Origin of the sequence: Rhodococcus sp. WS3, assembly GCF_003797085.1 — a bacterium.
Classification (GTDB): Bacteria; Actinomycetota; Actinomycetes; order Mycobacteriales; family Mycobacteriaceae; genus Rhodococcus_F; species Rhodococcus_F globerula.
Window position 1 is genome coordinate 1161125 of the sequence record NZ_RKMA01000002.1, and the last position, 12936, is coordinate 1174060.

A 12936-nucleotide genomic window follows, 5' to 3' on the forward strand; every position below is an offset into this window, starting at 1 on the left:
GTCCCCCGACCCGGTCTGCTCAATTGTGACAAACCGGGCGGGGTGGATCATTCGAACCCTCTTATTTGCCGAATCCCGCATTGCGCAAGGCATCGGCCATCGACCCGGACGCCGGCGCCCGGTTGTCCGGGCGCTTGTCCCGACCGCCCTGCTGCTGGCCACCGCCGCGGCGCTGCTGCTGCCCGCCCTGACCCTGCCCCTGACCCTGACGCGGGTTCTGCCCACCGCGAGGACCATCGGACTTTCGCGGCGGCGCACCGACCTCGTCGTCGAGTCGCAGTGTCAGCGCGATGCGCTGGCGAGCCTCGTCGACCTCGAGCACCTTGACCTTGACGACGTCACCCGACTTCACCACTTCCCGCGGGTCCTTGACGAAGCTGTGTGACATTGCGGAGACGTGCACCAGACCGTCCTGGTGTACTCCCACATCGACGAAGGCACCGAAGGCAGCGACGTTGGTGACTACGCCTTCGAGCACCATTCCGGGCTTGAGGTGTGCGACCTTTTCGATGCCGGCGGCAAAGGTGGCCGTCTTGAACTCCGGACGCGGATCACGGCCCGGCTTCTCGAGTTCGGCGATGATGTCCGTGACAGTGGGAAGGCCGAAGCGGTCGTCGACAAAATCTGCGGCGCGCACCGAGCGCAATGCCGTCGCATTGCCGATGACACTACTGACGTCACCACCTGCGCTCGCGACGATCTTGCGGACGACGGGATACGCCTCGGGGTGCACACTCGACGCGTCGAGCGGGTCGTCACCGTCGGCGATGCGGAGGAAGCCCGCGCACTGCTCGAACGCCTTGGGTCCCAACCGCGAGACGTCCTTGAGTGCCTTGCGCGTTCGGAACGGACCATTCTGATCTCGATGCGACACAATGCTTTCCGCCAGCGAACCGGCAATACCCGAGACACGGGCCAGCAGCGGGACCGACGCCGTGTTCACGTCGACGCCCACCGAGTTCACAGCATCCTCGACCACGGCGTTGAGTGAACGAGAGAGGAGCGATTCGGTGATGTCGTGCTGATACTGGCCGACGCCGATGGACTTCGGGTCGATCTTCACCAGTTCGGCGAGGGGATCCTGAAGGCGACGCGCGATGGAGACGGCTCCGCGGATGGACACGTCGAGGTCCGGCAATTCCGCAGATGCGTAGGCCGACGCCGAGTACACGGACGCACCGGCTTCGGAGACAACGATCTTGGTCAGGTTGGTGGCGCCGGACTTTGTGATCAGGTCGCCGGCCAATGTATCGGTCTCACGTGACGCGGTGCCGTTGCCGATGGCGATCAATTCGACGCCGTGCTTGGCTACCAAGCTCGCCAGTGTGGCCAGAGCGGCATCTCGCTTGTTGTGGGGTTGATGCGGGTAAATAGTCTCGTATGCAACAACCTTGCCCGTTCCGTCGACGACGGCAACCTTTGTGCCCGTTCGGAATCCGGGGTCGAGACCCATGGTCGGACGAGCGCCGGCGGGCGCTGCCAGCAGAAGGTCCTTGAGGTTGGTCGCGAACACGTCGACGGCGTCCTTCTCCGCAGACTGGCGCAGGCGCATCCGGACGTCGACGCCGAGGGTGACTGCAAACTTGGTCCGCCACGCCCATCGAACGGTGTCGAGGAGCCAGCCGTCGGCTGCGCGTCCACGATCCGCAATGTCGAACCGGGTTGCGATGCGGCCTTCGTATACCGTCCGCTCCCCCGGTGCGAGTTCCGCGGTATCGGGTGCCATCGTCACCGACAGCACTTCTTCCTTCTCTCCGCGCAGTACCGCGAGGATTCGGTGGGACGGAAGTTTTGCGAAGGGTTCGGAGAACTCGAAGTAGTCAGCAAACTTCGAGCCATCGGTTTCCTTGCCCTTACGAACCGCGGAAACAACCTGTCCACGGGTCCACATCAGCTCGCGCAATTCACCGACGAGATCGGCATCTTCGGCAAAGCGCTCGACCAGGATCGACCGCGCACCGTCGAGCTGCTCGTCCGAATACTGCGCGGGGTCGGTGGTGGGATCCCCGATGAGAGCATCTGCCACAGGCTCATGCCCGGCCTCGCGGGCGATCTGCGCCTTGGTGCGGCGCTTCTTCTTGAACGGCAGGTAAATGTCTTCTAGCCGCGCTTTTGTGTCGGCAAGCATGATCTGACCGCGCAAGGCGTCGTCGAGTTTTCCTTGGGATTCGATCTCGGCCAGAACCGCGTCGCGACGCTCGTCGAGTTCGCGGAGGTAGCGCAGCCGCTCCTCGAGAAGTCTCAATTGAGCGTCGTCGAGAGTGCCGGTGACTTCTTTTCGATACCGGGCGATAAAGGGCACGGTGGCCCCGCCGTCCAACAGGTCTACGGCCGCAGCCACCTGCCCTTCGCGGACGTCGAGTTCCTCGGCAATGCGCTGGTTCACGGTCTTGAGAATCACGAGAACCGAGCCTACCGCTATCCTGGAACAAGAAGACCGGCAGACAGCGCCGTGTCCGGAGTCCGGGGGAAATTGATGACTGCGCGGTTCGTCCGGGTTATCGCAATGATTGCCGCAGTTACTTGTGCGGCATCATGCAGCGCGGCCGCAAACCAGGCAGCATCCACCGAGACCTCCCCCTTCCCTGATACAAACGTGCCGCTCGCGCAGGCCCTTGACGTGCGACTCGAACAGGCCCGTACTGCCGCACTTGATCGCGGCGCAGAGGCGTCGATTGCCGTCTTCGACCGCACCACGAACAACTATCTCGAGGTGGGCGGCGATCAGCAGATCGAAACAGCCTCGGTAGCAAAGCTTTTCATCGCCGAGGATCTGCTCTATCAAGATTCGCGTGACGAACGCCCACTCGGCGACGACGACCGCGCCCTCATGGTTGCCATGCTCGAATCTTCCGATGACACGGCCGCCAATCTCCTGTGGGACGCTGCCGGCGGCTCCGACCTCGTGAACCGCGTCGCGCAACGCTACTCGTTGACCTCCACCACCGCGCCATACGACGGTTTGTGGTGGAACACCGAAACTACGGCGCGCGATCTGATCACGTTCTACGACGGAGTCCTCGACGACACCGCAGGGCTGGGGGCGGACCGGATCAATCTGATCGTCGACCACCTCCGCGAATCCACGGCGACTGCCGCCGACGGCTACGACCAACGCTTCGGCCTCCCGGACGCTCTCTTCAACGAACCGGTGCTTGCCGTCAAACAGGGATGGATGTGTTGTGTCAGCGACCAGTGGGTCCATCTGACCACCGGCATCGTCGGCGAGGACAACCGATTCATCGTGACTGTCACCACGCGCGAGGATATTCAGTATCAGGACGACGACAACTACGGACTCATCCCGGATACCTCGATGACAGACGCCACCAACGACGAGAGTGCGCTCCACGCCCGCGACACCATCACGGGCGTAGCGCAGATCATTTTCCCCGACGGCACGGTGGACGAATGGTCGCCCTCCACACCCACAACCGAAAAGCCCGTTCAGGAAGCGTCCGGGCCCTAGAAGTCTTAACTACACGCGATACGACGCCGCAGCATCTACGACGCGGCCCTGCTGGTCGGCTGTGAGCATCGGCCACAGCGGAAGTCGCAGAATCGTGGTCGAGAACTGCAGACTACGAACGCACGGCACAGGTGTGCGGCCGTAGCGCAGTCCGGCCGCACTCGTGTCCAGGGGCACGTAATGAAACGGTGCCACGACGCCGCGCTCGGCCATGTGCCGGATCATGGCGTCGCGGCTGCGCTCGTTCGGCAGCCGGACATAGAACAGGTGCGCGGGGTGCTCACGATCGTCCGGAACAGTCATCAGTTGAACGTCGTGATTCTTCGCCCAATCGGACAGGTTCTCGCTGTAGTCGTCCCAGACGCGATGACGGTCCGCATGAATCGCGTCGAATTCGGCTAGTTGAGCGTCGAGCACTGCCGCGTTGAGTTCACTGGGCAGATAGCTGGAACCGATGTCCTGCCACGAGTATTTATCCACCTGACCACGCAGGAAACGAGCACGGTTCGTGCCCTTCTCGCGGATGATCTCGGCGCGCTCCATCAGTGCATCGTCGGAGAGCAGCAGCGCGCCACCCTCGCCGCAATGAATGTTCTTGGTGTCGTGGAAACTTTGAGTGCCGACGGTGCCGATGGTGCCGAGTGTTCGGCCCCGCCACGTGCCGCCCAGTCCGTGCGCGTTGTCCTCGATCAACGCAAAGCCGTGTTCCTTCGCGAGTGCCAGCAGCGGTTCCATCTCGGCTGCCACACCGCCGTAGTGCATGACCAGCACGGCTTTGGTGCGCGGTGTGATCGCGTCGGCGACGGCGACCGGATCGATGTTGCCGGTTTCCAGATCGATGTCGACGAACACGACGGTTGCCCCGCGCAGCGCGACAGCAGTCGCTGCGGAGCTGAAGGCAAAACTTGGAACGATGACTTCGTCGCCCGGCCCGATCTCCAACAGAAGTGCACCGAGTTCGAGCGCGTGTGTGCACGAGGTTGTCAGCAGGGCGTGCTTGGCGCCAGTGATCGCCTTGATCTTTGCGGTGGACGAGGCGGTGAACGTGCCGTCGCCGTGAATGTGATCCGATTCCAGAACCGTTGCCAGATTGGTCAATTCATTCGCGGCACGGTAGGGCCGACTGAAGATGATGCGGTCAGCGTTCACGTGTGACACCGTCCATTTCAGTTACACCCGGACGTGGTGCATCGACCTTGAGATACAGGGGTTTGCCCACCAGAATATGCAGGGCAACCCCGAGATATTCGGCAATGAGACCAAGCGAGAACAGAATTGCCCCCGAGCAGAGCAGCATCGCCACGATCATCGACGCCCAGCCTTCAGGGTCGTTGTTGTCGCCGGTCACCGCCTGGACGAAGATCACCGCAGCGACGACCACTCCGGCGAGCGCAAGAGTCACGCCGAGCAGGCTGACCAATCGGAGACCCCGGGTTCCGCTGCACAACACCATCTTCCAGAACAGAGAGAACAACCGGCGGTAGTTGTAGCCGGATTCCTCTCGGCCCTCCGCACGTAAGCTAACCGGAACGGTGGCGGTGTTACCCACCACCCAGGTCAGAGCGACGTCGAGGTACGCACCGTTTGCGGCTACCTCCGCCAGTTGTCTCGCGATGTCGCCGCGAACAAGTCTGAAGCTCTCGAATTGCGCCGACGCCGGGAACGCGAACACCGTAGCCAGAACCATCTTTGCGCCCCGCGACGTCACGTTCCGCAAGAATCCGTGGGGGCGGGTATTGACCGGCTTCGAATAGACAAGATCGGCACGTTCTCGCAGTGCGGTGTCGAGAAACGCGCTGATCGACGCCGGGTCATGCTGCCCGTCCTCGTCTATCGTGACAATCCAGTCGCCGCGGGCAGCAGCCATACCGGCAATCGTTGCGGCATCCTGGCCGTAGTTGCGGCTCAGCCAAATCACCCGTACGTGGTCGAAACGGCGTTCCAACTCGAGAAGGACGACGTCGGAGCGATCTGGCCCGTTGTCATGGACAAGGACGATCTCGTCGACCGAAAATTCGGCACCACCTGCAGTGACACAGGTACCGGTGAGAGTGTTCAGCTCGTCGACCAGCGCGGAAATCGTGCGTTCGCCCTGGTACACGGGCACCACGACGGAGATCGAGTGCACTCGCTTACTGCTCCCTTCGGGAACTCGACGAAGGGTCGAGTGATCAGTGCGACCGGACTCACACCGCCGCGAACTTTAACACGCGCGCGTGTACGACTCTTGTACTTTGCCAACGGTTTACCTGCACGCGTCATGGCACGATTCCCCCATCCTGTTAAGGTCTGGAACTCGTGGTGGAAACTCGCATTCGCGCCAGAGCTGACGTGTACAAATGGGGTGCCGGTACTGCGGTCGGTGTTATCGCGGGATACATCGCTGTCGTCCTGGCAAATGCACGCCATTTCTACACCGATGACACCGAGTCCCAGTACGCCCCGTTGTGGGTGATGTTGGGCCGAAATCTGCGCGAGGGCCACCTACCAGTCCTGGTGCCGGAGAACTGGATGGCCGGGAACTACGCCATCGAGGAAGCCGGCCTTCTCAACCCACCACAACTGCTGATCGACCTGATAGCGCCGTCCTTCGACAACCTCGCGTTGTACGCAACGCTGGTCAAGCTGATCTTCGCGATCATCCTCGGCCTCGGTGTATTTCGGATCTGCCTCGAATACGGCTCCAAGCCCGCGTGGGCGGCCGTAGCCGGCGTCTCGATTCCCTTCACCGGTTTCCTGCTGTTCTTCGACGAGGCCAGTTGGATGACGGCCTTTACCGGCACCGCCTGGATGGTGCAGGCCTGGGCGTCGGCGATCCGGTACTCCCGCGGCAAGAGCGGTCCGATACCGACGTTTGTGTTCCTGTATCTCGCGATGTCGGTCCAATACGTGTTTCCCGCAGTCGAATCCGGTCTGATGATCGTTGCTGTGGCCATCGGCGAAGTGGTCTACCAACAGCGTTGGCTGCCATCGCTGCGGCTCCTCGCAGTCTCCGCGTGTGCCGCGCTGGCGGGCCTCGCAACCTACCTGCCGAGTCTGCTCACCGCCGACGTCACCTGGCGCGGCGCATCCGAGGTCAAGAACGACGCCTTCCTCGCCGTACCGTGGTCGGAATCCCTCAACGCCAGCCTGCCGAGCGCGATGCCCGCGTTCGTTTCGTGGTGGGGTTACATCCAGACCATGCCGATGGTCTACATCGCCTGGTTCCTGATTCCTGCGCTTGCATTCATCGACTGGGGCAAAGCTCGCGGCGCCGCACGCGAACTGACGGCCGTCGGAATTTTCACGGTGGCAGTACTCATGTGGACTGCCGGACCCAGCACCATCGGCCCCCTCCGCTGGCCCGCTCGGGTGCTCCCGATGGTGGCGATCGGACTGCTACTTCTGGTGTGCATCCTGCTCGGGCGCTACGCCACCACCGACAACTGGCGTCGCCGCGGCGCGGCCGCCGGAATCCTGGTGGGCTTACTCCTGATCCGCTCGGCGTCGGCTGCACCCAGCCTCCTGGAATGGCACGTGATCTCGGCCGTCGCCGTCGCTGCTCTCGGCGCCGCGATGGTCTGGCTCGGCCGAACGAAGGGAACGGCCGCGGCCTGCATCCTCGCTATTGCCGCAGTCTCCCCCATCGCTTACGCCCAGGTGCGCGCCGCGCAACCGACACCGATGAGCTGGAACCTGCCGGAGTCGCGCTCGGACATGAAAGCAGCTTTCCCCGACTTCGACGGAACAACACTGCAACTCGCCGATCGCGCGCTCATCGCCCCCGACCAACGCACCCTCGACGGCGCATACGGCTCGCTAGCGTTCGGAAACTATCCGAAGGATCTCGAACTCACCTATACCAGCGGTTACACCCCCAACGGGCACTACTACTTCGGCAATCTCCTGTGCATGCGGTGGGACATGAGCGTGTGTCCTGACGCGTTCGCACGGGCTTTCGCCGTCGAACCCGAAACCGGCCGCACTCTGGTCGATCTCATGAACGTGGACCGCGTGGTTCTGCAGAACGCGTTGTATCCCGATGCTCGTAACCAGCCGGCCCCCGACGGCTGGAAATGGGTCGACTACCCAGGCCACGACAACTACATCTCGGTACTCAAACGCGTCGACGGTCCGGTCTCCACCCGCAACGGCCGAATCTCGCACACCGAGGGGGTGGAAGCGACGTCGGTCGCCGAGACGAACATGTCGAGCACTCTTCGCGTCAGCTCGAGCGGCGGCGGGAAGGTCGTCTTCGCCCGTCTCGGCTGGCCTGGCTACCGCGCCACCTTGAACGGTGAGTCTGTTCCCATCGATGTTGTTGCGAAGTCCTTTGTCACCGTGGATGTTCCAGCCGGAACAAAGGACGCGGAACTTGTCCTCACCTGGCGTCCGCCGGGATGGAAGATCGGCGGCGCGTCGATGGTCGCCGGAATTCTCGGCCTCGGCGTACTCGAATGGATGTATCTGCGCGGCCGTCGACGCGACCGGATCGACGACGCAACGAACAACGCATCGTGAGCGAGGACACCGCCCCGGTTGCCGACCCAGGCCCGCTGCTGCGAATCGTGAAACATCAGCCCATCGCATTTGCCGTTGTGGGAGTGGCGAATACAGCCATCGGATACGGGCTGTTCGTCATCTGGATGCTCGCATTGGGCAACGACAACCTCTACCCGGTCGCGCTGATCGGTTCCTACAGCATCAGCGTCCTGATCGCGTTTGTGCTGCACCGAACTCTGGTCTTCCGCGTCCGGGGTCACCTCGCCCGCGACCTCGGGGCATTTATCGTCGTCAATTCCGGTGGGCTGGTACTGAATCTGATCCTGGGGACTTTTGCGGTGTCGGTTCTCCATGCACCACCACTACCGGCACAGGCAGTGGTGATGCTGATTGTGGCAGGCGTGAGTTTTCTGGGGCATCGATACTTCTCGTTCCGGCGCAGCACCGACAACCACTGACCTGTTATCGATCACTGACCTGCTACCGCTGTGGCGGCAAGGCCCGATCCACCGCCACAGCGACAAGGGCTCGAATGTCTTCTTCGCCGAACAGATCCGGCAGGGTGAGCCGATCGAGAACCAGCCAGTTCAACGACATGTAGAGCAGTCGAACGGTCATCGCATCACCTGGCACTCCCGAGGCCAGATGGTTGGCGACGTTGAGTTCGAAGTCTTCTCGGATGCGGACCGTCAGAACCGCTCGAAGATCAGGCCGACGCGTCGCCTCGAGGCGCAGCTCCATCAATGCGAGGAATCCGGTCCCGAATGAGGTGACCCGCTCGACCACGTCGAGCATGAGCGTCACCAGGCGATCACGATCGGTGCCGTTGACGGGATCGATCATCCCTTCGAGGTCGTCCGGTATCAGTCGCTCGTAGATCCGGCCACCGGCTTGGGTGAGTAGGTCGTCGCGATTTGCGAAGTAGTTCGACGCAGTTCCGTTCGGCACGGCCGCCTGCGTATCGACGGCTCGAAATGTCAAGCCTCTAGCGCCTTCTCGCGCCAGCACCTCGATTGCCGCATCGATCAGCGCCAGCCGGCGTTCCGGGTTTTTTCGCACTTGACACCGCTCCTGTCACGACCCTAAATTAAACCACTACAAACAGAGTACTACGAACGGAGTTTTACATGCGCAAGCTTGTGTACTACGTCGGAACAACGCTGGACGGATACATCGCGGGCCCCGGAGGAGAGTTCGATTTCTTTCCGCTCTCCGACCAGATGACCGCGTCGATGAACGAGCGTTACCCGGAAACCGTACCCACGCACATCCGGCCCCACGTCGGGATGGGCAACCCACCGAACAGAGTTTTCGACACCGTCCTCATGGGCCGCGGTTCCTACGAGCCCGCACGAAGCGTCGGCGTGAGCAGTCCATACGCGCACCTTCGGCAATACGTCGTATCGACCACGCTCCCGGATATCGACGATCCGGCAGTCAACCTGGTGCGCACGGACCCGGTAACGAAGATCAAGGAACTCAAAGCCCAAGAAGGACAAGATATCTGGCTGTGCGGCGGCGGAATACTTGCCGGGGAACTGCTACCGGAGATCGACGAATTGATCATCAAAAGGTACCCGGTCATCGTGGGTGCGGGGACACCGATGATCGCCGGTACATTCGAGCCGATACTTTTCACGCCCACGGCCAGTGAAGTCTTCGACAACGGCGCGAGCGTCACCTGGCTGAAGCGAAACAGCTAGGGCAGCAGATCCGGCCGACGTTCGGCGGTGCGCTGCAGCGACTGCTCATGGCGCCATGCCTTGATCTTTGCGTGATCGCCGGACAGCAGAACAGGCGGAACTTCGAGGTCGCGCCAGACCGCCGGGCGGGTGTAGCTCGGCCCTTCGAGAAGACCGTCGGAGAACGAATCCTCTTGGTGCGACAGCTGATTGCCGAGCACACCGGGCATCAAGCGAACTACTGCTTCCACCATCACCAGTACGGCAGCCTCGCCGCCGATCAGGACGTAATCGCCGATGCTGACTTCTTCGACGCGAACCCGCTTGGCCGCGTCGTCGAAGACTCGTTGATCGATGCCCTCGTACCGGCCGCAGGCAAACACAAGATGCTGCGCCTTCGACCAACGATGCGCTGTTGCCTGGGTAAAGGGAACACCGGCGGGAGTCGGCACCACCAAAATGGTGTCGGCATCATCCGGGCCGGAAGAATCGGAGCGGCCGAGGACGTCGTCGAGGGCGGGACCCCACACGGTGGGTTTCATGACCATGCCAGGTCCCCCGCCGTACGGGGAATCGTCGACGGCCTTGTGTACGTCATGGGTCCACGAACGCAGATCATGGACGTCAACCGAGATCAAGCCGCGTTCGATTGCCTTGCCCAGCAAGGCGGCACGAAGCGGTTCGAGGTACTCGGGAAAAATGGTGACTACGTCGAGACGCATGAATCGATCAGTCGCGATCTGAGTTCGACTTGTCGCTGTCGCTGTTCGACTTGTCACCGAAGTCAGGGTCCAGCAGACCCTCGGGAGGCGTGATCTCAACCAGGCCGTCGGCAATCGACACCTTGGTCACGATGGCGGCGACAAATGGGATCAACAACTCGCCCGATGCCTCACCGGTGCGGCGAATGGAAAGCAATTCGCCTGCGGCGGAGTGCAATACCTCGATCACAGAACCCACCTCGGTACCGTCGGCCAGAACGACCTTCAGTCCTTCGAGTTCGTGATCGTAGAACTCGTCCGGATCGTCGGACGGTTCGAGTTCACTGCTGTCGATGACAAACAACGTGCCACGCAAGGCATCTGCCTCGCCGCGATCGTTGACGCCTTCGAGACGCAGCAGGAGCCGCCCGGAATGATCCCGGGCGGCTTCTACTGTGTAGGACTTGCTAGTGGACTCGCGTGGCTTATGCCCACGCAGCACAGTTCCAACGGCAAAGCGCTCTTCGGGTTCGTCAGTACGAACCTCTACGACCAGCTCACCTTTGATGCCATGCGACTTCGCGACACGACCGACGACGAGTTCCACGTGAAATACTGCCGTCTACTGATCGGTGTCGACGACGTCGACGCGAATGCCACGGCCACCGATACCGGAGACCAGGGTGCGCAGAGCGGTCGCGGTGCGGCCGCCCCTGCCGATGACCTTGCCGAGATCGTCGGGGTGCACGTGCACCTCGACGGTACGTCCACGGCGTCCGGTCATCAGTTCGACGCGTACGTCGTCAGGATTGGCGACAATGCCGCGAACCAAATGCTCTACCGCATCAGCGACGACGGCACTCACTTGTCAGCAGCCTCGGCGTCTGCAGCGGGAGCCTCGGCGTCGGCTGCGGCGTCGTCTGCCTTGGCCTCGTCTGCCTTGGCAGCCTTCTTCTTCTTGGGGGTGATTGCTTCTGCAACCGGCTCGTTCTCGGCCTGCGCGAGTGCAGCCTGGAACAGTTCGAGCTTGGAGGGCTTGGCTTCCTTGACACGCAGGGTGCCTTCGGTGCCCGGGAGGCCCTTGAACTTCTGCCAGTCACCGGTGATCTTGAGGAGAGCCTCGACGGGCTCGGTGGGCTGTGCGCCCACGGACAGCCAGTACTGAGCGCGCTCGGAATCGATGTCGATCAGCGACGGCTCTTCCTTGGGGTGGTACTTGCCGATGGTCTCGATCGCACGGCCGTCACGACGGGTGCGGGAGTCGGCGATGACAACGCGGTACTGAGCGTTGCGGATCTTGCCGAGGCGGGTGAGCTTGATCTTGACAGCCATGGCTGCGGTACTCCTTCAGCGCGCACAACAGTGCGGCGCGTGTCACGTGCAATTCAGCAACCCCCACGAATTTGGGGGCCCGGTTTTGCCTCTAACCTGTGACCGTCGCAGCGGTACGTAACCGTTTGCGACGAACAGTCGTCCATTGTGCCAGATGCCTACTTGTGGATGAAATCCAGGCAAGCGTTATCGGGCGATTACATTGCCGCGAAGCACCACGTGGGCGGGCTTCGCCAGCACAGCGGTGTTTCCCCGCGGATCTTCGTCGAATACCACCAGGTCAGCGGGCGCACCCTCGACCAATCCGGATCCACCCAGCCAGGTCCGGGCGTCCCAGCAGGCTGCACCGAGCGCGTCGTGTGACGACATCCCGGCGATCTGGAGTTCAGCCACCTCGTCGGCGATCCGGCCGTGCAGGATCGATCCTCCGGCATCAGTGCCGGCATAGATCGGGATACCGGCTTCGTGCGCCGCACCGATCGTCCGATGGCGCCGCGAGTGGAGATCGCGCATGTGGGCCGCGTAGATCGGGTACCGCGTCGCGGAGTCGGCGATTCCGGGGAATGTCGCGATGTTGATCAGTGTCGGCACCAGTGCGGTGCCGTGAGCAACCATCATCTCGATGGTCTCGTCGGTCAATCCGGTGCCGTGCTCGATGCAGTCGATACCGGCGTTGATCAGGCCGGGAAGTGCGTCTTCGGCAAAAACGTGGGCCGTGACCTTGGCGCCTTCAGCGTGAGCCGCCGCAATAGCTTCAACCAGGATCTTGTCGCTCCACAAAGGTGCGAGGTCGCCGACAGAGCGGTCGATCCAGTCGCCGACGAGCTTGACCCACCCGTCACCGGCCCTGGCTTGGCGCACGACCTCGGCAGGCAACTGCGATTCGTCGTCGAGATCGACCGGCAACCCCGGGATGTAGCGCTTGGGCGCAGCGATGTGCTGACCCGCACGGATGATCCGGGGAAGATCGGCCCGCTCATCGACGAATCGGGTATCGACGGGTGATCCCGCGTCACGCAACAGCAGTACACCGGCGTCGCGCTCGGTCTGTGCCTGAGCGATCAAACCGTCGACGGTCTCGCCGCCGCCCCCGCCGAAGCGAATACCGACATGGCAATGCGCGTCGACAAGACCGGGAGTGATCCACCCAGCATCGACAATCGTCTCGGCGCCTGCGACCGGTTCGAAGGTGATCCTGCCGTCGACAATCCACAGTTCGATGGGCGCAGCATCGGGCAGACCGATGCCGCGCAGATGGAGGGCGCTCACG

13 protein-coding genes are annotated in these 12936 nt (G+C 62.4%); 4 read left to right on the plus strand and 9 right to left on the minus strand.

Annotated elements, in window-relative coordinates:
• Positions 1 to 61: 61 nt before the first annotated feature.
• The gene (locus EEB13_RS19395) at positions 62 to 2401 is read right to left on the minus strand and encodes a Tex family protein (RefSeq protein ID WP_141486073.1); all 2340 of its coding nucleotides are present in this window, start codon (positions 2399 to 2401) and stop codon (positions 62 to 64) included.
• Between the two features lie 75 nt (positions 2402 to 2476).
• Between EEB13_RS19395 and EEB13_RS19400 the strand changes: the two genes are divergently transcribed.
• On the plus strand, positions 2477 to 3469 hold the full coding sequence (locus tag EEB13_RS19400; RefSeq protein ID WP_033236542.1) for a serine hydrolase: 993 nt from the start codon (positions 2477 to 2479) through the stop codon (positions 3467 to 3469).
• A 9-nt stretch (positions 3470 to 3478) separates the two neighbouring features.
• On the opposite strand, the gene rffA is transcribed toward EEB13_RS19400, so the two are convergent.
• Together rffA and EEB13_RS19410 are read right to left on the minus strand one after the other, a co-directional pair.
• Entirely contained in the window at positions 3479 to 4618 is a 1140-nt protein-coding gene (gene rffA / locus EEB13_RS19405) for a dTDP-4-amino-4,6-dideoxygalactose transaminase (protein ID WP_095885967.1), read from the minus strand.
• Positions 4608 to 5597 carry a glycosyltransferase gene (locus EEB13_RS19410; RefSeq protein WP_095885966.1) on the minus strand — a complete coding sequence of 330 codons (990 nt, stop codon included), beginning with the start codon at positions 5595 to 5597 and terminating at the stop codon, positions 4608 to 4610. Before EEB13_RS19410 ends, rffA begins: the two co-directional genes overlap by 11 nt.
• Before the next feature lie 173 nt (positions 5598 to 5770).
• On the opposite strand from EEB13_RS19410, the gene EEB13_RS19415 reads away from it, so the two are divergent.
• Together EEB13_RS19415 and EEB13_RS19420 are read left to right on the plus strand one after the other, a co-directional pair.
• Positions 5771 to 7969: a YfhO family protein gene (locus tag EEB13_RS19415; protein ID WP_141486074.1), complete on the plus strand. Its 2199-nt coding sequence runs from the start codon at positions 5771 to 5773 to the stop codon at positions 7967 to 7969.
• Entirely contained in the window at positions 7966 to 8409 is a 444-nt protein-coding gene (locus EEB13_RS19420; protein WP_033236546.1) for a GtrA family protein, read from the plus strand. Before EEB13_RS19415 ends, EEB13_RS19420 begins: the two co-directional genes overlap by 4 nt.
• 22 nt (positions 8410 to 8431) lie before the next feature.
• On the opposite strand, the gene EEB13_RS19425 is transcribed toward EEB13_RS19420, so the two are convergent.
• Positions 8432 to 9010: a TetR/AcrR family transcriptional regulator gene (locus EEB13_RS19425; protein WP_141486075.1), complete on the minus strand. Its 579-nt coding sequence runs from the start codon at positions 9008 to 9010 to the stop codon at positions 8432 to 8434.
• Between the two features lie 68 nt (positions 9011 to 9078).
• On the opposite strand from EEB13_RS19425, the gene EEB13_RS19430 reads away from it, so the two are divergent.
• A complete protein-coding gene (locus tag EEB13_RS19430) occupies positions 9079 to 9654 on the plus strand; it encodes a dihydrofolate reductase family protein (protein ID WP_141486076.1) in 576 nt (191 codons plus the stop codon).
• Here EEB13_RS19430 and trmD read toward each other — a convergent pair.
• From trmD to EEB13_RS19455, 5 genes are all read right to left on the minus strand, one after another.
• Complete coding sequence (gene trmD / locus EEB13_RS19435) at positions 9651 to 10355, minus strand: tRNA (guanosine(37)-N1)-methyltransferase TrmD (protein WP_033236549.1); 705 nt, start codon at positions 10353 to 10355, stop codon at positions 9651 to 9653. The two genes, EEB13_RS19430 and trmD, sit on opposite strands and share 4 nt — an antisense overlap.
• A gap of 7 nt (positions 10356 to 10362) precedes the next feature.
• Entirely contained in the window at positions 10363 to 10941 is a 579-nt protein-coding gene (gene rimM / locus EEB13_RS19440; protein WP_033236550.1) for a ribosome maturation factor RimM, read from the minus strand.
• A 15-nt stretch (positions 10942 to 10956) separates the two neighbouring features.
• Positions 10957 to 11199, minus strand: coding sequence for an RNA-binding protein (locus EEB13_RS19445; protein WP_033236551.1), 243 nt, complete (start codon positions 11197 to 11199; stop codon positions 10957 to 10959).
• Entirely contained in the window at positions 11196 to 11666 is a 471-nt protein-coding gene (gene rpsP / locus EEB13_RS19450; protein ID WP_033236552.1) for a 30S ribosomal protein S16, read from the minus strand. Before rpsP ends, EEB13_RS19445 begins: the two co-directional genes overlap by 4 nt.
• A gap of 186 nt (positions 11667 to 11852) precedes the next feature.
• Positions 11853 to 12935: an amidohydrolase family protein gene (locus EEB13_RS19455; RefSeq protein ID WP_033236553.1), complete on the minus strand. Its 1083-nt coding sequence runs from the start codon at positions 12933 to 12935 to the stop codon at positions 11853 to 11855.
• Position 12936: the final 1 nt, after the last annotated feature.